Raw genomic sequence first — 23,259 nt, forward strand, 5'->3', positions numbered from 1 at the left:
TCCAACTTTTGTTTATATTAAAATATTGTACAAATCATTAGTTTCCTTGAATTCTTTTATTTAGTTCAACTATAAAGGTTGTTCCTTTTCCTACTTCACTTTGAACAGTGATTTTTCCATTATGTGCCTCAACTATATGCTTTACAATCGCAAGGCCCAGTCCAGTTCCTCCTGAATTGCGGCTGCGTGCTTTGTCTATCCGATAGAATCGCTCAAAAATTCTTGGTGTTTCTTCCTCATCCATTCCTATTCCGGTATCCTTCACCTCAACAAGTATATTAGATTCGGATTGGATTATACGAAGAAGCACATGGCCGCCAATTGGTGTATACGAAATCGCATTCGATACAAGATTAAGAAACACTTGTTTCAAACGATCAGCATCCCCTTCAATCAAAATGGAGTCACTGCCTTTTTCATATTCAAGCGTTATCTCCTTCTCAGCAGCCTTTTTACTCAGGATAGCTATCACTTCCTCTAGCGTCGTCGTAATATCATATTGCTGAATGGAGAGATGGAAACCAAGCTGTTCAATTTTTGATAAGTCTAATAAATCTTGAATAAGTGATTGTAGCCGATCGCTCTCTTGCAATATAATTTTCAGAAAGTCTTCAAGCACCTGCTTATTTTCCATGGCTCCATCTAATAGCGTTTCAGAAAATCCCTTTATCGAAGTAATAGGTGTTTTTAATTCATGAGAAACATTTGCTACAAAGTCCTTTCTGACCTGTTCAAGCTTCTTCAAATCTGAAATATCATGAAAGACAAGTAAGATTCCTCTCCACACATCGTTTGTGCCAATGATTGGAACACCATACATTTCAAAATACTGTCTTCCACTATTTAATGGAATAAATAACTGTTTCCTTATTTTTTGTTCCGTCATAAAAAGCTCTTCAATTAATGTTATGATCTCGTGATGTTCGATGACTTCATAATAAAGTTTATTAATATAATCTGATGTTTGTACACGAAAGAATTCTTTATATGGGCGGTTTATTAAAGTTATATATCCTTTTCTATCAATCAAGATCAGTCCGCTTCCCATATTTTCAATAAGAGCAGCTAGCCTATCCTGGTGCGTTTCCTGAGATTTTCGCATATCTTGAAGATTCCTTGCAAGAACATTAATGGAAGCACTCAGCATGCCTGTTTCATCAATCTGATCTTCATACGCTCGTGCTTGGTAATTCCCTTTAGCTAGTTCTATAGCTGTTTTGGTTGCCGATTCAATGGGTTTCGTATACCGATTAGTAATTCTTGTTCCTAATAAGAGGATAATAACAAACGCAAACCCTAAACTGATGATCAATATCCACCAAATCTGTTGATAGGCCTTATTTATTTCCGTCGTTTTTGTACTAAGAACAACAAAACCCTCATCTATACCTGATTGCGTAATTGATCGCCAGTAATAATGAAGATCATGACCATCATCCACTTCTATTAAATCGCTTCCTGTCCCTTTCTTCTCAATCATCTTTCTTATAACAGCCTGATGATCGGTAAGTCCATTTTCCTTTAATTGATTACTTTCATATATTATTGAACCTGAAGTATCAGCAATGGTTACACGGACATCCAATATCTTACTATATTTATCAAGTGTTTCTATTTTTAATGAATGAATTCCGCCTTCATCTTCCACATAGCTTGATATCCATTCACTTTCTTTTTTTAAGCGCTCATCAAAAGCATTCAAATAATAACTTTTATAAAGTTGCCCGAGCAAGAGGCCTAATCCAATAAGAACGGCAAATATCAATGTAATTAATGCAAAAAGCAGCCGTGATCGGAACTTTATCATTCTCCTTTTGGCTCCTCCAACTTGTAGCCCAATCCACGAATAGTCTTTATATAGACTGGCTTCTTTGTATTGTTTTCAATTTTTTCTCTTAAATGGCTAATATGTACATCAACAATTCGAGTATCCCCAGCAAAGTCGTAGTTCCACACAGCACTTAGAAGCTGATCACGAGTCAGTACACGGCCTTTGTTCTTTGCTAAGTATAAGAGAAGTTCAAATTCCTTTGGTGTTAATTCTAACAGCTTATCTTCAAAATAGGCTTCATAATGATCAGGAATTATTTTCAGTCCCGCAATACGCATTTGACCTAATTCCTCTTCACCTATTGGCGTTGCTTCTAACTGAATCTGCGTTCTCCTCAAAATGGCCTTTACCCTTGCTACTACTTCCCTAGGACTAAACGGTTTAGTCATATAATCGTCCGCGCCTAATTCTAGACCAAGCACTTTATCAAACTCATCATCTTTTGCTGTTAACATTAAAATCGGGGTTAGCACCTTTTGCTGTCGAAGCTGTTTACACACCTCAATACCATCAAGTTTCGGAAGCATAAGATCAAGTACAATTAAATCCGGTAAGTGGGTTAGAGCCAAATTGATTCCTTCTTCCCCATCCATTGCCGTAATTACTTTAAAGCCTGCCTGCTGCAGATTATACTCCAATAACGTCAGGATTGATTGTTCATCATCAACAACAAGAATTCTCTTCTCCATATTTGCCTCCATGTCTATATAATCCTAGAAAAGCTTTTGGATAGAAAAAATACCCAAATCAACCGCCTTACCTATAATATAAACTGTGTGCAAAATTGTAACAAGAGAAACACTATTAAATGTAGCTGTTTCCACAAATGTTCCTACTTGAAATGTAGTGAGTAGAGGTTGATTTCCGCTCCAGGTTGCTCGCTTTCCGCGGGGTGGGCGCTGAGCCTCCTCGGAGCATCCGCTCCTGCGGGGTCTCACCTGTCCCACTCCTCCCGCAGGAGTCTCGCACCTTCCGCTCCAATCAACAATTTTTTTGTTAACAGTTTTCGTTTAAATACCAACTCACTAAAGTTATCAACATCCTCCGATCATATATAAATTCCTAAAAAAAGAGACATGCATTGGCATATCTCTTTCTAGGAATGATTAAGTTAAAAATTATCGAGTGCCTCTCCTTCCATCTTATGAAGGCGATGTGGTGGACATACGAGTAAGCTTCCTTTAATTACTGTTTCCTCTTCTTCATTCGTAGCTATTACTTCAATTTGAACAGTGTGACTGCTGTTGCTAACCTCTGTTACTTCAAAAAGGAATTGTACCGTTCCGTAATGGTAGACAGGCTTTAGAAACTCAATATCTTGCTTAAGCACATGGCTTCCTGGACCAGGCAAGTATTTTGAAACCGCTGAATTGATAATTCCATTCAACATAATACTTGGAACAATTGGCTTTTTATAAGGTGTTTGTGAAGCATAGTCATGTTGAATATAAAGTGGATTAGCATCATTTGTTAAACCTAGATATAATAATAAATCTTTATCTTCAATTTTTTCGGTTAAAGTTAATTTTTCTCCTACAGAGATCTCTTCAATTTGTCTTCCTAATTTGCGCTTTTTCCCAAGTAACATTTTTCTGCACCTCCGAATTTATGTAAACGATTTCAATGATACTTAAAAAAATAGCTAATAATTATTAAAATTATCAGTCTATTTATTCTATTATATCATTATTATATTATCCACAAAAGGCTATAAATAAAAAAATCCGGGAATTCCCCGAATTTTTTTATTTATTTTACTATTGTAGAAAATTATACTAATACAGCCATTACATTACGAACAGCTTCAGCTGATTTATCTAATGCAGCTTTTTCATCTGCAGTTAAATCCAATTCGATCACCTTTTCAATTCCATTTGCACCAAGAATAGTAGGAACACCTAAATAGATTCCTTCGTAGCCATACTCTCCTTCAAGGTAAGCAATGGATGGAAGAACACGGCGCTGATCTTTAAGAATCGCCTCACACATTTCTACAAGTGATGCCGCTGGAGCGTAGTAAGCACTTCCATTGCCTAACAGGTTAACGATTTCCCCTCCACCTTTGCGCGTACGCTCTACGATCGCCTCAAGGCGCTCTTTTGAAATTAATGTTTCAAGTGGAATACCGCCAGCATAAGAGTAACGTACTAATGGAACCATGTCATCGCCATGGCCTCCAAGTACAAAGCCAGTAATATCTTTGACTGAAAGGTTTAATTCTTGAGCAATAAATGTACGGAAACGAGCAGAATCTAGGACACCAGACTGGCCGATTACACGGTTTTTCGGGAATCCAGATTCTTTAAAGATTGTATAAGTCATAGCATCAACTGGATTTGTTAAAACAACGATAAAGCTATTAGGTGAATGCTTCGCAATTTCTTGTGCAACGCTTTTCATAATTTTTTGGTTTGTTTGAACTAAGTCATCACGGCTCATGCCAGGCTTACGTGCAATTCCAGCTGTTACAACAACGATATCAGAATCAGCTGTATCTACATAGCTAGATGTACCAGTAATATTCGCATCAAATCCTTGGACAGGACTTGCTTCAAGCATATCCAAAGCTTTTCCCTTTGTTGGGTTTTCCATTTGCGGGATATCTACTAATACAACATCCCCTAATTCTTTCTGTGCAAGCAAGAATGCAGTAGTTGCTCCTGTAAATCCTCCACCAATGACGGAAATCTTTTTGCGTTTTAATGACATGGCCAGTTCCTCCTTAGGGATATACCAAATGTTTATTATATAAGGAGGGCTGTTTCTTATGTAAGAAACAGCCTCCTAATAACATATATTACTCCATATTCTTAATTAATTCATCACCAAATTCAGAGCATTTCACTTCAGTTGCGCCATCCATTAGACGTGCGAAATCATATGTTACTACTTTAGAAGCAATTGATTTCTCCATAGATTTCACAATCATGTCTGCTGCTTCGTTCCAGCCTAAATGTTCTAGCATTAATACGCCAGAAAGAATAACTGATGATGGGTTTACTTTATCTAGACCTGCATACTTTGGAGCTGTACCATGTGTAGCTTCAAAGATCGCATGACCTGTTTCATAATTGATATTCGCACCAGGTGCAATACCGATTCCACCAACTTGTGCAGCAAGGGCATCAGAAATATAGTCTCCATTAAGGTTCATTGTTGCAACCACATCAAATTCCTTCGGACGAGTAAGAATTTGCTGTAAGAAAATATCTGCAATTGCATCTTTAACAATGATCTTACCTGCAGCTTCTGCATCTGCCTGCGCTTTGTCTGCAGCTTCTGCACCTTGCTCTTCTTTAATACGGTCATACTGAGCCCAAGTGAATACCTTATCTCCGTATTCTCTCTCAGCTAGCTCATAGCCCCAGTTTTTAAATGCGCCTTCAGTGAACTTCATAATATTTCCTTTATGCACTAAAGTTAAAGATTTGCGCCCTTCTTTAATTGCATACTCAATAGCTGCACGCACTAGACGGCCTGTCCCTTCCTCAGACACTGGCTTAATGCCGATACCAGATGTTTCAGGGAAACGAATTTTATTAACGCCCATTTCATCTTGAAGGAAAGCGATTAGCTTTTTCACTTCATCTGAACCTTTTGCGTATTCAATTCCTGCGTAAATATCCTCTGTATTTTCACGGAAAATAACCATGTCTGTATCTTGAGGACGTTTTACTGGTGAAGGAACACCTTCGAACCAGCGAACAGGACGTAAACATACGAACAAGTCTAACTCTTGACGAAGGGCAACGTTTAATGAACGAATTCCGCCTCCGATTGGAGTTGTTAAAGGTCCTTTAATTGCGATTAAATACTCATTAATGACATCTAATGTTTCAGATGGCAGCCATTCACCAGTTTGATTGAATGCCTTTTCACCAGCAAGAACTTCTTTCCAAACAATCTTACGTTCGCCTTTATAAGCTTTTTCTACTGCAGCGTCCAATACTCTTGAAGATGAAGCCCAAATATCTGGACCTGTTCCGTCTCCTTCGATAAATGGAACGATTGGATTGTTTGGTACATTTAATACGCCATTACTAACTGTGATTTTTTCTCCTAGCATGTCTTTTCCCTCCATTTTTAAAAAGCACTGGCAGTCCCTGGCTAAAGCCTTTTATGTATATAAGATCTGCCCAGCAATATATCAGAATCAAAGGTTAGAAGGCATAAGCCCCTAACCTTTTTTCCACTCTCATTATAACAGCAGCCCCTTTATAAAAGGCAAATACTGTTTAAGCACAAGCGTTTTTACATGTATTATTAGTCTCTTAGTCCAATAGGAACATATTTCTGCATTCCCGGCCCTGTATAGTCAGCACGCGGGCGGATTAAGCGATTGTTCTCATATTGTTCAAGGATATGAGCAAGCCAGCCAGAGACACGGCTTACTGCAAAGATTGGCGTAAAGAGATCATGATCAATCCCTAGACTATGGTATACAGAAGCTGAGTAGAAATCTACATTTGGCGGCAGATTTTTCTCGCCTGTTACAATAGCTTCAATCTGTGTTGACATATCATACCAATGAGGCTCACCAGTAAGCTCTGTCAATTTCTTAGACATTTCTCGCAAATGCTTTGCACGTGGATCACCTTTTCGATAGACACGGTGACCAAAGCCCATGATCTTTTCTTTCTTGTCTAGTTTTTCCCGAATATATGAATCTACATTTTCAAGAGTTCCAATTTCAGAAAGCATTTTCATTACTGCTTCATTGGCACCGCCATGTAATGGTCCTTTAAGCGCTCCAATAGCAGCTGTGATTCCTGAGTAAACATCTGATAATGTTGCGACACAAACACGTGCTGTAAAAGTAGATGCATTCAATTCATGGTCAGCATGCAAAACAAGTGCCTTATCAAAAGCTTCCACTTCAATTGGTGCAGGTTCTTTGCCTGTTAGCATATAAAGGAAGTTAGCAGCAAAACCCAAGTCTTTTCTAGGAGCAATCGGCTCCAAGCCCTTTCTTACACGAGCAAATGCCGTTACAATAGCAGGCATTTTCGCTTGTAAACGAATGGCTTTATTAAAATTTGCTTTCTCATCCATTGCGTCTGCCTCTTCATCATACAAACCTAAAAGAGAAACAGCCGAACGAAGGGCAGCCATCGGATGTACTTGATCAATTGGATACATTTTGAAATGGTCCAATACTTCTTTTGGTAAATTTGCGTTTTCAGCTAATTGATTCTTTAATTCCTCCAACTCTGATTGAGTAGGAAGCTTTCTATGCCATAGAAGATAGATAACTTCTTCAAAGCTTGCATTTACAGCTAGATCATCAATATCATAACCAACATAAGTTAATGTATCATCAATGATAGAACTAATAGATGATGTAGTAGCAACTACCCCTTCAAGACCACGTGTAACTGTCATACTGAATCTCTCCTTTACATTATAAAATTCCCCATACCCTATTGTCTGTAAGTATGCTTGAAACTGAATCCTACCATCCAACTTTTAATAAAATATTCTGATATTTATAAGCAATAATTATTGCCGCTAAAAGCCGACCGCATAAGCCGAACCACAGACCAATTTTAATTAACTTCTATACACAAATAATTAAAAAGTCCTTACATTTTTAAATGAGCGATTGCTCAACTTATCAAAAAAGAAAATGCTTACATTTCTTTCTTCTAAAACAAAAATACTAGAATAATAGGATTTAGATCATTTTTTATTGTAGCTTGTAATAATAGTTGTATATTTAAGTCCTATTATAAACAATTATCTGACTTTTGTGAATGGTAAGTGACTAAAATGTGAAAAAATTATTATTTTTCAATATAACTCTTGAAATTATTCTAACATAACTTTGTAAATATTAAAAATATATTATCCTTTTTTACTATAACTACTTCTAAATCTCTTTCAAATCTTGTACCGAATTTTTATAAATATTTCTTCATTTATACGAATTAAATGAATCTTTTTGTATTCATGCCTCGTAGAGTACTGGTATATAATAAATAATCAGAAGATATCGATTATAACCCTACATCTATCTGCGTATTGCAGTGGTACTCTGGACAAACTGCCATCGTTTTCTAAAATGACAATTAGAAAGTAGGAGGTATTTTATTTGAATCCTGTATATTTACATAGAACCATACGTTTTTTTCTAGTGATCGGTTTTGTCGTGCTTCTGTTATTAAGCTGCTTCTATTTGTCAAAGGTAACTTATCCGTTTATCATTGGGCTCGCCATTGCTTTTCTTATCAACCCACCTGTTAATTTTCTAGAAAAAAAGGGCCGAATGCCTCGATCTCTAGCTGTTCTCATTAGTCTAATCCTGCTTATTGGAGTCTTTGCAGGGTTAATTACTTTACTTATCGTAGAAATCGTCTCAGGTGCAAATTATCTGTCAGAGGTTGTTCCAGATCATTTAGACACATTAATTAACTATATTGAGGAATTCTTTGCAGCCCAAATCATTCCACTATATGATCAATTGACTAGCTTATTTAAGAATTTAGGTACAGGACAGCAGGATACCATTGTAGCGAATATCAAAAATGTCGGAAGTCAGATCGGAACAACTGTTGGATCTTTCATCCAAAATTTCTTTGGGAAAATCCCCAATATAATATCTTGGTTTCCTAATGCTGCAACTGTTCTAATCTTTTCTTTGTTAGCTACATTTTTTATTAGCAAAGATTGGTACCGCCTAGCTGCTTTTGGAAACAAGCTCATTCCAAGCCGTGCAAAAACTAGCAGCAAGACAGTTTTTTCTGATTTAAAAAAGGCTTTATTCGGATTTGTGAAGGCACAGGCAACATTAATTTCCATTACAACTGTCATTATACTAATCGGATTACTCGTCCTACGCGTTGATTACGCAATCACGATTGCTCTAATTACTGGAATTGTGGATATCATCCCTTATTTAGGAACTGGGTTGATTTTTGTCCCATGGATTATCTATGAAGCTGTTGCTGGAGAAATGAACATGGCTATTGGCTTAGGCATTTTGTATTTGATTGTTCTTGTACAGCGTCAAGTAATGGAGCCAAAAATACTTTCATCCAATATCGGAATGGATCCACTAGCTACATTAGTTGCTTTATTTGTAGGGTTTAAACTCATCGGCTTTCTAGGGCTTATTGTGGGACCAGTACTGTTAGTCATTATTACAACCTTGCATAGAGCTAATGTATTTCGGGACATTTGGGTATTTATTAAAGGAAAGGATCCTACAAATAGAGCATAAGAAAAGGTCACTCCGTTCAATTCCGGAGTGACCTTTCATTCTATTACCTAATAATTGTATACGTATTCTTATCCATCCATCTTCTTAGCCCTTTGAATATCATCCTTTGAAATAAGAATTTGGAAGGAGGAATAAGAAGCAATAATCCTAATATATCTGAAATAAATCCAGGTGTGAGCAGTAATATTCCACCAGCCAAGATGCGAATACCATCCAAAATCGCTTCTCCTGGCATTTGTCCGTATTGCAGCTGCTCTTGTGCCCTCTTAATCGTCTCAAGTCCTTGCCTTTTTGCAAGATAAGCTCCTAGAATTCCTGTGAAAAGAAGAAGTCCGATTGTCGGCCAAACACCGATCAAATTGCCCGAGAGAAGAAGAACACTGATTTCTGCTAATGGAATAATAATGATTAATAAGAGAATGTAGCGCATCGTGCCACCTCTTTTTATAAGAATTACTTCTTATTATAGCAGAAATCAAGCAGCTAAGATAATTTCCTGCTGTTATCTTATTTAGAGCACACTCGCATGTCCATTATAAATAACGCCCCTGTTTGAGTCGACAGTGATTTCCTGCCCGTCTTTTAATAGGGCTGTTGCATTCTCAACGCCTACAATAACCGGAATGCCCACATTTAATCCGACAACTGCCGCATGACTTGTCAGTCCGCCTTCTTCAGTAATAAGCGCACTGCATTTTTCAATTGCTGGTACCATTTCCCGGTCAGACCCAATTGTCACCAAGATAGAACCTTCTGTTACTTTAGCTAAAGCCTCAGCAGCATTGCGTGCAATGACAACTTTCCCGAATGCAGACTTTCGGCCAATTCCTTGTGCTTTAGCAAGAATATCGCCTATTACATGAATTTTCATCAGATTGGTTGTACCTGCTTCACCAACCGGAACACCTGCAGTAATCACGACCAAATCGCCTGAAGAAACCATTCCGCTATTCAAGCTTTCTTCTACAGCAGTATCAAGCATATCATCCGTTGTTTTGGCTATTTTTCCGATACGAGGATAGACACCCCATGCCAAAGCCAATCGACGTGATACATAATCATTGGATGTAACAGCAATAATTGGAGCCTTTGGTCGATATTTCGAAATCATTCTTGCCGTGTGACCACTTTCAGTTGGTGTAATAATCGCATGTACATCAAGATTAAGGGCTGTGTGTGCTACTGATTGTCCAATAGCATCGGTCATATTATGTTCATTATCTTTACTGCGCATTGAAAGAATTTCTTTATGAGCCAATGCTGATTCAGCACGAGAAGCAATATTATGCATGGTTTGAACTGCTTCAATAGGATAAGTTCCTGCTGCCGTTTCACCTGAAAGCATAATCGCATCTGTTCCATCAAAAATGGCATTTGCTACATCACTTGCTTCCGCACGAGTTGGACGCGGGTTGCGCTGCATCGAATCAAGCATTTGGGTTGCTGTGATTACTGGTTTTCCTTGTGCATTGCACTTTTTAATTAATTCCTTTTGAACTAATGGTACTTCCTCGGCAGGAATCTCAACGCCAAGATCTCCCCTTGCCACCATTAATCCATCTGAAACCTCAAGAATTTCATCGATTTTATCGACACCCTCTTGGTTTTCAATCTTTGGAATAATATTAATATAAGAAGCATTATTTTCCTCTAAAAGCTGTCTAATTTCTAATACATCGGATGCTCTGCGAACAAAGGAAGCAGCGATAAAATCTACGCCTTGTTCAATCCCAAACAGAATATCCTTCGCATCTTTTTCTGTAATGCCTGGCAAATTTACTGAAACTCCAGGAACATTTACACCTTTTTTATTTTTTAACGTACCGCTATTTAAAATTTTCGTATGGATTTCATTTGCTTCACGATCGATTTTCATAACCTCTAAGCCAATTAATCCATCATCTAATAGAATTTTCGAGCCTAATTCAATGTCTTCGATTAGTCCAGCATATGTAACAGAAAACTTTTCAGTTGTCCCTACCACTTCATTCATTGAAACGATGATCTCATTTCCTGCACTCAATTCAATCGCATCATTTTGCATATTATTTGTACGGATTTCTGGTCCCTTTGTATCTAAAAGAATAGCAACCGTTTTTCCTGTTTTCTTTGCGGCTTCGCGAATATTTTGAATTCGGTTGCCATGCTCCTCAAAGTTACCATGTGAAAAGTTTAATCGTGCTACATTCATTCCAGCTTCAATGAGTTGCGTTAATTTTTCTACGCTTTCACTTGCAGGACCAATCGTACATACAATCTTTGTTTTACGCATAAAAAGTTTCCTCCTCTGTTAACTCGAAACCAATAGAATTAAATTGAAAGTTCTTTTGATAATTTATATAAATCTAAGTCGATTGAATGCTTTTTGTCGAGGATCTCAATAATATCATGATCTACAACTTGATTATTCTCTATTCCAACTGCACGGCCACCTTTGCCTTCAAGCAAAAGCTCCACTGCCCGTGCACCAAGACGACTAGCTAGTACACGATCAAATGCCGTTGGCGAACCACCGCGCTGCATATGGCCAAGAACAGAAACCCTTGTATCAAAGCTAGTTGCTTCTTCCAGCTCTTTCGCAAATTCCATTCCACTTGAAACACCCTCAGCAACGATGATAATACTATGTTTCTTTCCACGCTCATGCCCCTTCATTAATCGGGAAGCAATTTCATCCATATTGTAATTCTCTTCAGGAATTAAGATCGTTTCGGCTCCGCCAGCGAGGCCAGACCATAGAGCGATATCTCCAGCATTCCTTCCCATTACTTCAATGATAAATGTTCGTTCATGGGATGTAGCCGTATCACGAATCTTATCAATCGCATCAATAACCGTATTCAATGCCGTATCAAAGCCAATGGTGAATTGAGTACCTTCAATATCGTTATCAATCGTACCTGGTACACCTGAACAAGGAAATCCCTGTTCAGTTAATGCCTTAGCGCCTCGGTATGATCCATCCCCACCTATGACAACAAGACCTTCAATACCATGCTTTTTCAACTGCTCCATTCCTTTTTGCTGGCCTTCCTTTGTTCGAAACTCTTCACATCTCGCAGAATATAGAACTGTGCCGCCTCGATGAATGATATCACCAACAGACCCCAGCTCTAGCTTCTTAATATTGCCGCTAATTAAACCTGCATAGCCACCATATATTCCATAAACTTCTACATTATGATAAATCGCCTTCCGAACTACTGCCCGAACGGCCGCATTCATACCGGGAGAATCTCCCCCGCTTGTCAGTACACCAATTCTTTTCAAATCGATCACCTCGAAAAAGTTTTCCTCATTTACTTATGTACGATTTCATTTCCATGATTACATCATTCTTAGTACCATCTTATTATTAACAAAACAAACAGTAATATTTCTTTAACATGACTAAGCATATCATTTGCTAATAGGCTTAATTTTCTTATTATACTTATTAAAATACCATGAAGGAACAGCTATCACAACTTAATGCAAACAATCTATTAATAGGTGAAATTATCAGTGAACTGAAAGCGTTTTAATAAAATGCAAACAATTCTTAAATTTTCTTTAATGAAAAAGAAAAACGTGCATGAAAGCACGCTTTTAATTGACTCCAATTACTTCCTTTATAAAGGAGTATTCACCAATTGACTTATATTTATCATATCGATGGGCCACTAATTGTTCCTCATTTAGCATTCTAAGCTCTTTAAGCGATTGGAATAAAATCGTCTCTATTTCTTCAGCCTGAGCTTTCACATCTTTGTGGGCTCCGCCTTTTACTTCTGGGATAATTTCATCAACAACTCCTAATTTTTTCAAGTCAGGAGCCGTAATTTTCATGCTTTCTGCTGCTTTCTTAGCCTGCGTTGCATCCTTCCATAATATCGCGGCTGCTCCTTCAGGTGAAATAACAGAGTATGTGGAGTTTTCTAGCATATGAATATGATTTCCGACTCCTAGTGCTAAAGCACCACCACTTCCACCTTCTCCAATCACGATGCATACGACAGGTACTTTTAAACTCGCCATTTCAAATAGATTACGTGCAATTGCTTCACTTTGTCCCCGTTCTTCTGCTGCTTTTCCCGGGTAGGCACCCTTTGTATCAATAAAGCAAATAATAGGCCTTCTGAATTTATCTGCCTGTTTCATCAGCCTCAAGGCTTTTCGATAACCTTCAGGATGTGGCATCCCGAAATTTCTGCGAATATTTTCTTTCGTATCCTTGCCACGCTGATGACCGATAACCGTAATAGGAAGCCCTCTAAATTTCGCTATCCCTCCAACGATCGCCTCATCATCTGCATATGTTCTGTCCCCATGACATTCAAAGAAATCAGTAAAGAGAAGAGAAATATAATCTAAAGTTGTTGGACGCCCAGGATGGCGAGCGATTTGTACTCGATCCCATGGCTTCAAATGATCATAAATATCTGCCTCTAATTTTTCTAAGCGTGCCTCTAATTTGTCAATTTCAGAAGATAGATCTACATCTGCATCTTTAGTAAATTCCTTAAGCCCAGCTATTTTCTTTCTGAGCTCAATTACTGGTTTTTCAAATTCAAGTTCACCTACCATTCTAGGTCACCTCCTTGTTCATGTATGGATAAGATATTGGAAATCTTTTCTTTCAGCTCAAGTCTTGAAATAACTGCATCTAATTGTCCGTGCTTTAATAGAAATTCAGCCGTTTGGAAATCCTCAGGCAGTTCTTCACGGATCGTCTGCTCAATAATCCTTCTGCCCGCAAAGCCGATTAATGCCCCAGGTTCAGCTAGATTGTAATCACCAAGAGAAGCAAAGCTCGCCGATACGCCTCCAGTCGTTGGATGTGTCATGATTGAGAAAATTAATCCGCCATGATCGCTAAATCTTTTCAAGGCAACACTTGTCTTCGCCATTTGCATTAAGCTTAGAACTCCCTCTTGCATACGGGCTCCGCCTGAAGCTGTAAAAATGACAAAGGGTACAGATAATTCGTCTGCTTTTTCAACAGCACGCGTAATTTTCTCCCCAACTACTGATCCCATACTCCCCATTCGGAAGGTAGAGTCCATAACAGCAACGACTATTGCTTGTCCATCAACAGCCCCAATTCCAGTAACTACGGCTTCATTTATATCCGTCTTTTTCCTATCCTTTTCAATCTTCTCAAGATAATCTGGGAAATTCAATGGATTCTCTGAGATCATACCAGCATTCAATTCTTCAAAACTATTGTCATCTATAAAGCTATCTAACCGTTCCTTTGAATTCATTGAATGATGGTATTGGCAATGAAAACATACTTTTAAATTTTTGACTAATTCTTTTGTGTACATGATCTTTTTGCAATTCGGACATTTCGTCATGATTCCTTCGGGTACATCCTGCTTTGCCATTTCCGAAGGGATTGTGGCATATTTCTTCTTCTTTGATTTGGTAAAAACTTTTAGCAAAGTGAAACCTCCCCGTAACATATGTTCAAATTTTACGAATCAATTTTGGATAACTTAATAAAAATCTAGTTTGTAGAGGTTGATTTCCGCTTCAGGCGTTCGCTTTCCGCGGGGTGGGCGCTGAGCCTCCTCGGAGCACAACGCTCCTGTGGGGTCTCAGCTGTCCCACTCTTCCCGCAGGAGTCTCACGCCTTCCGCTTCAATCAACCAACCTATTCGTCAATCAATTACTTCCATACTGCTTATTCAAAAAAGCAATCTTTAGAAAAGAGACTATATTTATAAGTCTTATGAAATGATGGCCTAACACATGAAAATCGAATTCTTCGAATGCAGTGGTCAGACCACTTTCATCAAAAAATAATCGCCTACCAATAGGTGAAATTTCGGCGAAGCTTGTCTTATCCTATTCAATATAAAATAAAAGCGTTACAAAATGTGCAAAAAATTGTCGTTACTTATTCGACAATTTCCTCAAAAGCCTATATGCCTTCCTAACCGCTGATTCTTTCCTGGTTAACAGTGTTTCTACTAATTGTGAATATTCCACTTTAGAAACGATTACCGGGTCTAAAGGCAAGGAGTTATAATAATCTTTTAAAATTGTCCATATTCTAAGGAATAAATGATTATCAGAGAAGCGTACGACTTTTAAAAAAAATTCATCATCCGTATAATCAGCTGTATCAGCCCAGTTTTTGAACTCAATAAGCTGTTCATCTGAAGATTTATGAATAGTTAACCATAAACAATCTAACTCAATTAAATATTTTGTTTCCATGATGTCTCTTTTTGCTTTATCATCTTGAAGAATAAATGTACTTAATAATTGGACAAGCTGATGCCCCTCAAAATCACGAATAAACGTTCCTTCTCCTCTTCTCGTCTCAATTAAACCAAGGAGTTCAAGCGCTCTAAGTGCTTCACGAACGGATGAGCGCCCAACATTAAGGCGCTCAGACAATTCACGTTCAGAAGGTAATTTATCACCTGATTTTAAGTTATTCCTCTCAATCATCATTCTCAGCTGATTGACGATTTCAACATAAATCTTTTTGTCATTAAAAGGCTGAATCACGTTCTTGGATCACTCACTTTTCCCAATAACAGCTAATTTTCTTGTTTTTTCTTTAATTTCCTCAGGATCTACTTTAATCCGAGCCACGCCCGTTTCCATAGCTGCTTTTGCCACTGCAGCCGCAACCTCTGGAGCTACTCTAGAATCGAATGGAGCAGGAATGACATAGTCGACATTTAACTCTTCTTCTGTCACTAGACTCGCAATAGCCTCTACAGCTGCAATTTTCATTTTTTCATTGATATGTGTTGCTCTCACATCTAAAGCACCACGGAAAATCCCAGGAAATGCAAGAACATTATTCACTTGGTTAGGGAAGTCAGATCTTCCTGTACCAATGACAGAAGCTCCAGCTGCTTTTGCTTCTTCAGGCATAATTTCTGGTATCGGATTGGCCATTGCAAAAATAATCGGATCTTGATTCATTGTCCGAACCATTTCAGCTGTTAATGAACCAGCAGCAGAAACACCAATAAAGACATCTGCTTCTTTAATGACATCTGCAAGGCTGCCTTTCTTATTATCTCGATTTGTATATTTCGCTACTTCGTTTTTAATATCGTTCATTCCTTCAGAGCGCCCTTCATAAATCGCTCCCTTTCGGTCACACATAATGATATCTCGCACTCCATAAGTGTACAAAAGCTTAATAATCGCTATCCCTGCTGCTCCCGCTCCATTAGCAACGACACGAATTTCGTTCATTTTCTTCCCAGTAATCTTTAATGCATTCACAAGACCAGCAACCGTTACAATCGCTGTTCCATGCTGATCATCATGAAAAACTGGAATATTTGCTTCTTTTTTTAGACGTTCCTCAATTTCGAAACATCTTGGAGCAGCAATATCTTCAAGATTAACACCGCCAAATGTTGGTTCAAGTAATTTAACCGTCTCAACAATCTTGTCTACATCTGTTGTATTCAAACAGATTGGAAATGCATCGACACCAGCAAAACTTTTAAATAGAACGGCCTTTCCTTCCATTACTGGCAGCGCTGCTTCAGGGCCGATATTCCCTAGTCCAAGAACCGCTGTTCCATCTGAAACAACAGCAACCATATTGCCCTTCATCGTGTATTCATATACGGTTTCCGGCTTATCATAAATTTCTTTACAAGGCTCAGCAACACCAGGTGAGTAAGCAAGACTTAAATCTCTTGCATTTTTCACTTCCACTTTGGATTTAGATTCTAATTTTCCTTTATTTACTCTATGCATATGAAGTGCTTCTTCACGTAAAGTCATGCATTTCACTCCTTCTATTAACTGTAAATATATATAGGTACTGGATTTTAATAATAAGGCTGTTTTCGTGACATTGTTGATACATACAATGTATTTTGTAGAAGGTTGATTTGCGCTCCAGGTGCACAGCGACCCGCGGGGTGGGCGCTGAGCCTCCTCGACGCTAAAGCGTCTGCGGGGTCTCACCTGTCCCACTCCTCCCGCAGGAGTCTCGCACCTTACGCTCCAATCAACCAAACTTTTTTGTAAACAATAATCTTTAATTTAGCTGGTGCAATAATAAACTCTTTAATCTGCGATAAATGAAAACTGAATGCTGATTTATTCTAGTCCCACTTTAATAACGGTGGTCAGACCAGTTGTTTCTTAACAAATATACCATAAATGATGGTGTTGTAAAGTACTAGCGTTTGAGGATTACATTATTTTCGCCTAGTAATTCTCTTAATTTCTTTATAAAAGGATCAGATGGATTTATTAAATCCTCTTCTCCAAGATTGATCTTTTTATTCGTGCTTTCGTAATACAAGATGACTTGGATTGTCCCCTCATTTTGTCTAAATAGATGTTTCAAATCATAAAGCAGATCAGCATTTTCCAGTTCCTTTGTTATTTTCAAATACAATTTTGGGTCTTTACTCTCTTCCTTTTCAATTGCCTTCTTTACCTCATCAATCAGCTCAATAATAAACTGGCGTTTTCCTTCTCTTTCCTCTACCTTCCCTTCTATCAAAAGGATGCTTCCTTGTTTTAATAAGAAGGAGAAGCGGTTAAATACTGTAGGAAACACGACTGCCTCCATCTCATCTGTTTGGTCGCTTATGGATAAAAAAGCCATCGAATCGCCTTTTTTGGTGCGAATTTCCTTCATTTCTATCAAATAAACAACCGATCTCCCTCTTTTCAATTGAGGATGTAGATCAGCAAGCGGCAGAGCTCTTAGCAAAGTTAATTTTTCTTCATATAAGGATACTGGGTGGTCTGAAAGATAGAAACCAAGAACCTCCCTTTCCATAGCAAGCTTATCTTCTGATGGAATAGGTTCGACCTTTGTATATTTTGGCTTTGGGAAAAAGTCAACTTCTGTAAAGAAGTCAAATTGCTCATCATCTGTCTTCATTAATTGGGCATGGTCAATTGCTGCATCTAGGGTTGCAAGCAAAATAGCTCGATCCTCCCCAAATTCATCGAAGCTGCCTGAGTGTATGAGCGCTTCCATGATTTTTCGATTCACAGCTTTAGACGAAACTCGTATGCAAAAATCAAATAAATCATTAAATCGCTTACTTTTCCTAGACTGGAAAATATCCCTTAGCACCGCTGCTCCCAGCCCCTTAATTGCTGATAGACTAAAGCGAATCGCTTCTTTTTCCACTAAAAATGAATAGCCGCTACTATTAATTGAAGGGGGGAGAAGCTTAAGTTTCATTTGTTTCAGTTCTTTAATATACTGAGAGACTCTCCCCTCATTCCCAATGGCTGATGTAAGAAGAGCAGCCATGAAATACAGTGGATAATGTGTTTTTAAATAAGCTAACTGATATGAAATAAAACTGTATGCAACAGAATGGCTTCGGTTAAATCCATAGTTTGCAAAGCGGACAATTAAATCATAAATATCATTTGCTGTTTTTTCATCATAGCCTTTTTTTAGAGCACCATTGACAAAATGCCCCCGTTCCCGATCAAGGACTTCCTTTTGTTTTTTACTAACAGCACGCCGTAGGAGATCGGCTTCACCAAGTGTAAATCCGGCCATAGCAGCGGCAATTTGCATAATTTGCTCCTGATAGACAATAACCCCATATGTATTCTCAAGGATTGGAATGAGATCTGGATGAGGATAAGCGACCTGCTGCTTTTCATGCTTTCTCTCAATAAATAGTGGAATATTTTCCATTGGACCTGGGCGATACAATGCATTTACAGCTACAATATCTTCAAAGCAATTCGGACGAAGCCTCTTTAATACATTCCGCATTCCCTCTGATTCAAGCTGAAAAATGCCAGTTGTCTCCCCTCGGCTTAATAAAGAATATGTTTCCACATCATCGAGAGGAATGGATTTTATATCAATTTGGTTTCCTGTCTTTCTTTGGATCGATTGCAAAATATTTTCGATTAATGATAAATTCCGCAGGCCGAGAAAATCCATCTTCAATAAACCAACATCTTCTAGATGTTCCATTGAATACTGAGTTAAGTACACCTGATCATGACCACTCTGAATGGGAATGACATTTACTAAAGGCTTTTCGCTGATAATTACCCCTGCAGCATGTGTTGACGTATGTCTTGGAAGTCCTTCAAGCTTAAGCGCCGTTTCAAATAGTTTGCGGTTTGTGCTCGATTCATTGATAAAAACTTGTAAAGCTCCTGATTCTTTATAAGCATTTTTTAATGTAATTCCCGTCTTTGCTGGGACACTCTTAGAAAGCCTATCAAGTTCCTGAGGATTTAATCCAAAAGCCCTGCCTACATCTCGTAGGGCAGCTTTTGCAGCAAGAGTACCGAATGTGATGATCTGCGCAACATGCAGCTCTCCATATCTTAAAGAAACGTATTTTATGACCTCGTCCCTGCGATGATCCGGAAAATCGATATCAATATCGGGCATGGAAATTCGTTCTGGATTAAGGAATCTTTCAAAAAGTAATTGATGCTCAATTGGGTCTACATCTGTTATATACAATACATAGGCGACCATCGAACCCGCAGCAGATCCCCGGCCAGGTCCAGTTAAGATTCCATTTTCCTTAGAAAATTTCATGAAATCCCAGACAATTAGAAAATAGTCACTGAATTTCATTTTTTTAATCACTTGGAGTTCATATTTTAACCGTTCAAAATGAACATCAGAGGCTTGTTTATATCTTTCCTTAAAACCCTTCCAGCACATTTGCTCAAGAAGCTGATCTGCTGTTTGATTCTTTTCAACTGGATACTTAGGGAGATTTTGCTGGTGGAGTTCTAGCATGACATTACATTGTTCAGCAATTTTGATTGTATTTTCTAGGGCAACTGGATACTGTGCAAACAACTCAGCCATTTCTTGAGCGTTTTTCAAAGAGTATTCGCTACTCTCCAACCGCTCTCTTGCCTCATCCTGTAATTTGTCACCATTTTTAATAGCTAATAAACATTCCTGCGCAAAGGCGTCTTCTTTCGCTAAATAATAGACTTGATTGGTTACCGCTAATTCTATATCCAATTCATTGGCCAATTTCACAAGACTCGTAAGTATCTTTTCTTCAGATTCTGTTTGATGATTTTGAAGGGATAGATAAAAATGCTTCTTAGCAAATGCTTGCTCATATAAGCCTGCTACGGTCTTCGCCTTTTCATATTCTTCATTAGCTAAATAGTGTTCGATTTCTCCATCCATTCCGGGACTAATAGCAATTAATCCATTTGAATAGGCTTTTAGCCATTTCATTGGAATCCCTTCTGGTGACTTTGTTTGAACAACACTTGTAATTTTTAATAGATTTTGAAATCCAATTTGATTTTTTGCAAGAAGCACAATTGGAAAAGATTCTGTTGCTGTTTGTTCACTGAGTACATCAACGGTCAAGCCGATAATTGGTTTAATAGATTGCTTCAGGCATTCCTTATAAAAAGCCACAGCACCATACATCACATTACGATCGGTTAATGCAATGGCCTGAAACCCTTTTTGTTTCGCATCTGTTACTATTTGCTCAACTGTGGCTGTACTAGTAAGCAAACTATATGCACTATATACATGAAGATGAATAAATGACATATCGTTCACACCCTTATTTCTTCTACTATACATATATTATAAGTTGCTTGCTTGAAAAAGGAAAATACGTTCTCTTTTTGAAAGGCTATTTTTGCAAACATTATCGCTTCTATCTTAAGTGAGTAGAAGTTGATTTCTGCTCCAGGATGCTCGCTTTCCGCGGGGTGGGCGCTGAGTCTCCTCGGAGCATCCGCTCCTGTGGGGTCTCAGCTGTCCCACTACTCCCGCTAGAGTCTCGCACCTTCCGCTCCAATCAACAACCTATTTTGTTAAGAGTCTCTTTTTGCATGACCTCCTCAAAAACAATAATCTTTTTGAAAAGAGTCTTTCTTTAAAAATTGCTTGCTGCAATTCAACATAATTTTAGTAGTTTGTCCATATGATGAAGTATCAGTTTATCTTAGCAGGGGTCTTCCTGCGGTAAGGAAGGATGAAAATGAAAATCCAGCCTTTTTTCGCTACATTGTTTGATAGCTACTTCATCGCACTTGGTGTTTTAATTGGCGGTTCAATTATCGGGAGCCTTGCTGCCTTTCTAACAGGAAAGCCACCTTTAACAGAAGCCTATCGGATATCAAATATCATTCGAGTATGGGCCATTGTTGCCGCAATTGGAGGGACTTTTGATACGGTATACAGCTTCGAAAAAGGGCTTCTTCAAGGGGGAACAAAGGATATTTTCAAGCAATTTTTGTTAATTCTTGCGGCTCTTGGTGGAGCTCAGACAGGGGCAATGCTTATTAACTGGCTGACACAGGAACATATTTCATGAGAATCCCACCATATTACCGTCAGCCTATCTGGCAGCGTTTTTTAGCAGGTATTGCGATTGGCGGAATGATCAGTTGGTTTGTTTTTTTGTATATTTTTGGTGAGTGGCAGGAGAAATACAGTAAGCAAATCAAAAGCCAAGCAGATGAAATTTCTGACCTTAGAAAGGAAAAGGAAATATGGCAGGAAGAATTTAAAGAATTAAATAAAAAGAATCGGGAATTGTTAACCGTTCAAGACATCAAAGTGAAAATAGAAAACGGCGATAAGTATAAGCTTGATCTATACAGTGTATATGAAGTAGAAGAGCAAATTAAAGAGGATATATCAAATATGATAGCCAAAGATATTGATACAGTCTATAAAAGCAGAGGACTAATTAAAAAAGTAATCGAGAATAAGACGATAAAAGTAAATGAAAAGAGGTATCGACTGAAGGTTATAAATACAGTAATCTATACGACCTTATCGATTCATTTAGATATTATGCTTGATTAAGGTCAGCTACACAAATAGATTAAGAAAGCTGCCCGGGCATGAGCCGGGCAGTATTTAACTTTTACAAGTTTCTTCTAGCTCATTGATTACTGCATCCATGTCATCCCACGAATAGATGGATGCTCCTGCAGCCAGCGGATGCCCCCCGCCCTGATAGTTTCTTGCAATCTCATTAATAATCGGGCCCTTTGAACGAAGTCTCACACGAATTTGGTCCTCTTCTTCAATAAAGAATACCCATGCTTTGATCCCGGCAATATTGCCTAATGTGCCGACAAGAAGGGAGGCTTCAGAGGCCTTTACTTGAAACTCCTCCAATAATTCCTTTCTTAATACCATAGCAGCTGCACCATTATGCTTCATTTCAAAATTTTGAAGGACATAGCCATTTAATTTAACAACATTCGGAGATAGTTCATACATTTTGTCAAACAGCTCTGGACGTGAGAAATTGTAATGGATGAGCTCTCCAGCATATGCAAAAGTTTTTTTCGATGTACTTGGAAAAAGGAAACGCCCTGTATCTCCTACAATGCCAGCAAATAATAATCTCGCTGCCTCATCAGACATTTTTAACCCATCATCTTTTCCAGATAGATAAAATTCATAGATCATTTCACTTACAGAACTAGCATCTGTGTCCACCCACATCATATCTCCATATGCATCCACATTTGGATGATGATCAATTTTGATTAATTTATCACCTAGATTATAGCGATTATCACAGATTCGCTCAGCATTTGCAGTATCACAAACAATGACCAATGCCCCTTCGTATGCATCATCAGGAATTTGATCAAGTCTGCGCAGATAATGAAGGGTCTCTTCTTCTTTCCCTACTGTAAAAATATTCTTTTCTGGAAATGAAGCCTTCAAAATTTCAGCCAGCCCTCCCTGAGAACCGTACGCATCTGGATCTGGCCGGACATGTCGATGAATAATAATCGTTTCATAGCTCTTGATAACATCTAAGATTCTTTCTTTCATTTTCTGCTCCTTTATGAATGAGATCGTATAATTTTAAGCTATTGATAGCATTTTCTTCTGTTTGCCGTTAAAATAAATAGAGTATGTCGAATAATGGAGGATATAATCTTATGCCTGTATTAGTAATTTTAATCGTTCTCTCTCTTTCTTTTTACTTAGTGTATAAAGTAAAGTATGTCCGCAGCAGACGGCCAGTGGAAAGAAAGTGGATCTCTTCTAAGTCAAGTATTGCCCTTGGTCTTTTTGTAGCACTTTTCGGTGTCAATCAGTTCTTTTTAAATGGCAACACCGTCACATATATTGTCGCTATTATTTTTATCCTTATAGGCGGATTCAGCATGTTTGCCGGCTTTAAGGCATATAAACATTATTTACCCCTTGCTGCAAAAGAAGCACAGGAATCTTAATTTACTAAGACGTTCCGTTTAAGGA

General features: G+C 38.2%; 19 protein-coding genes. 4 read left to right on the forward strand and 15 right to left on the reverse strand.

The features are described from left to right. Nucleotides 1-37: 37 nt before the first annotated feature. From pnpS to citZ, 6 genes are all read right to left on the reverse strand, one after another. Nucleotides 38-1,807, reverse strand: a complete 1,770-nt coding sequence (gene pnpS / locus ACFYKT_RS11610; protein ID WP_389219612.1) for a two-component system histidine kinase PnpS — start codon at nt 1,805-1,807, stop codon at nt 38-40. Then, nucleotides 1,804-2,520: a winged helix-turn-helix domain-containing protein gene (locus ACFYKT_RS11615; RefSeq protein WP_389219614.1), complete on the reverse strand. Its 717-nt coding sequence runs from the start codon at nt 2,518-2,520 to the stop codon at nt 1,804-1,806. The genes pnpS and ACFYKT_RS11615 overlap by 4 nt, the downstream gene beginning before the upstream one ends. A 422-nt stretch (nt 2,521-2,942) precedes the next feature. After that, a complete protein-coding gene (locus ACFYKT_RS11620; protein ID WP_389219616.1) occupies nt 2,943-3,419 on the reverse strand; it encodes a MaoC/PaaZ C-terminal domain-containing protein in 477 nt (158 codons plus the stop codon). A 182-nt stretch (nt 3,420-3,601) separates the two neighbouring features. After that, entirely contained in the window at nt 3,602-4,540 is a 939-nt protein-coding gene (gene mdh / locus ACFYKT_RS11625; RefSeq protein ID WP_389219618.1) for a malate dehydrogenase, read from the reverse strand. 88 nt (nt 4,541-4,628) lie between these two features. Further along, nucleotides 4,629-5,897, reverse strand: a complete 1,269-nt coding sequence (gene icd / locus ACFYKT_RS11630) for an NADP-dependent isocitrate dehydrogenase (RefSeq protein ID WP_389219619.1) — start codon at nt 5,895-5,897, stop codon at nt 4,629-4,631. A gap of 197 nt (nt 5,898-6,094) precedes the next feature. After that, nucleotides 6,095-7,213 (reverse strand): citrate synthase, encoded by a 1,119-nt coding sequence (gene citZ, locus ACFYKT_RS11635; protein ID WP_389219621.1) that lies wholly within the window; start codon nt 7,211-7,213, stop codon nt 6,095-6,097. A 709-nt stretch (nt 7,214-7,922) separates the two neighbouring features. Between citZ and ytvI the strand changes: the two genes are divergently transcribed. After that, nucleotides 7,923-9,050, forward strand: a complete 1,128-nt coding sequence (ytvI, locus tag ACFYKT_RS11640; protein ID WP_389219623.1) for a sporulation integral membrane protein YtvI — start codon at nt 7,923-7,925, stop codon at nt 9,048-9,050. A 43-nt stretch (nt 9,051-9,093) separates the two neighbouring features. Here the strand turns inward: ytvI and ACFYKT_RS11645 are convergent, their stop codons facing one another. The 8 genes from ACFYKT_RS11645 to dnaE form a co-directional block, all read right to left on the reverse strand. Continuing rightward, nucleotides 9,094-9,480, reverse strand: coding sequence for an FxsA family protein (locus ACFYKT_RS11645; RefSeq protein ID WP_389219624.1), 387 nt, complete (start codon nt 9,478-9,480; stop codon nt 9,094-9,096). 81 nt (nt 9,481-9,561) lie between these two features. Beyond that, entirely contained in the window at nt 9,562-11,322 is a 1,761-nt protein-coding gene (gene pyk, locus ACFYKT_RS11650) for a pyruvate kinase (protein ID WP_389219625.1), read from the reverse strand. A 38-nt stretch (nt 11,323-11,360) separates the two neighbouring features. Beyond that, a complete protein-coding gene (pfkA, locus tag ACFYKT_RS11655) occupies nt 11,361-12,320 on the reverse strand; it encodes a 6-phosphofructokinase (protein ID WP_389219627.1) in 960 nt (319 codons plus the stop codon). Between the two features lie 318 nt (nt 12,321-12,638). Then, a complete protein-coding gene (accA, locus tag ACFYKT_RS11660) occupies nt 12,639-13,616 on the reverse strand; it encodes an acetyl-CoA carboxylase carboxyl transferase subunit alpha (protein WP_389219629.1) in 978 nt (325 codons plus the stop codon). Further along, entirely contained in the window at nt 13,610-14,497 is an 888-nt protein-coding gene (accD, locus tag ACFYKT_RS11665; protein ID WP_389219631.1) for an acetyl-CoA carboxylase, carboxyltransferase subunit beta, read from the reverse strand. The genes accA and accD overlap by 7 nt, the downstream gene beginning before the upstream one ends. Before the next feature lie 433 nt (nt 14,498-14,930). Continuing rightward, the gene (locus tag ACFYKT_RS11670) at nt 14,931-15,494 is read right to left on the reverse strand and encodes a FadR/GntR family transcriptional regulator (protein WP_389219764.1); all 564 of its coding nucleotides are present in this window, start codon (nt 15,492-15,494) and stop codon (nt 14,931-14,933) included. Nucleotides 15,495-15,563: 69 nt separating this feature from the next. Continuing rightward, the gene (locus ACFYKT_RS11675) at nt 15,564-16,802 is read right to left on the reverse strand and encodes an NAD(P)-dependent malic enzyme (protein ID WP_389219633.1); all 1,239 of its coding nucleotides are present in this window, start codon (nt 16,800-16,802) and stop codon (nt 15,564-15,566) included. Between the two features lie 403 nt (nt 16,803-17,205). Next, nucleotides 17,206-20,568 (reverse strand): DNA polymerase III subunit alpha, encoded by a 3,363-nt coding sequence (gene dnaE / locus ACFYKT_RS11680; RefSeq protein ID WP_389219635.1) that lies wholly within the window; start codon nt 20,566-20,568, stop codon nt 17,206-17,208. Nucleotides 20,569-21,004: 436 nt separating this feature from the next. Between dnaE and ACFYKT_RS11685 the strand changes: the two genes are divergently transcribed. Both ACFYKT_RS11685 and ytrI read left to right on the forward strand, forming a co-directional pair. Then, entirely contained in the window at nt 21,005-21,340 is a 336-nt protein-coding gene (locus tag ACFYKT_RS11685) for a YtrH family sporulation protein (RefSeq protein WP_389219637.1), read from the forward strand. Next, on the forward strand, nt 21,337-21,837 hold the full coding sequence (gene ytrI, locus ACFYKT_RS11690; protein ID WP_389219639.1) for a sporulation membrane protein YtrI: 501 nt from the start codon (nt 21,337-21,339) through the stop codon (nt 21,835-21,837). Before ACFYKT_RS11685 ends, ytrI begins: the two co-directional genes overlap by 4 nt. A 54-nt stretch (nt 21,838-21,891) precedes the next feature. On the opposite strand, the gene ACFYKT_RS11695 is transcribed toward ytrI, so the two are convergent. Further along, nucleotides 21,892-22,827, reverse strand: a complete 936-nt coding sequence (locus ACFYKT_RS11695) for a DHH family phosphoesterase (protein ID WP_389219641.1) — start codon at nt 22,825-22,827, stop codon at nt 21,892-21,894. 110 nt (nt 22,828-22,937) lie between these two features. Here ACFYKT_RS11695 and ACFYKT_RS11700 point away from each other — a divergent pair, with 110 nt between their 5' ends. Further along, nucleotides 22,938-23,234, forward strand: coding sequence for a YtpI family protein (locus ACFYKT_RS11700; RefSeq protein ID WP_389219643.1), 297 nt, complete (start codon nt 22,938-22,940; stop codon nt 23,232-23,234). The last annotated feature ends 25 nt before the right edge of the window (nt 23,235-23,259 follow it).

This window comes from Cytobacillus mangrovibacter (assembly GCF_042865275.1).
Taxonomy (GTDB): Bacteria; Bacillota; Bacilli; order Bacillales; family Cytobacillaceae; genus Cytobacillus; species Cytobacillus mangrovibacter.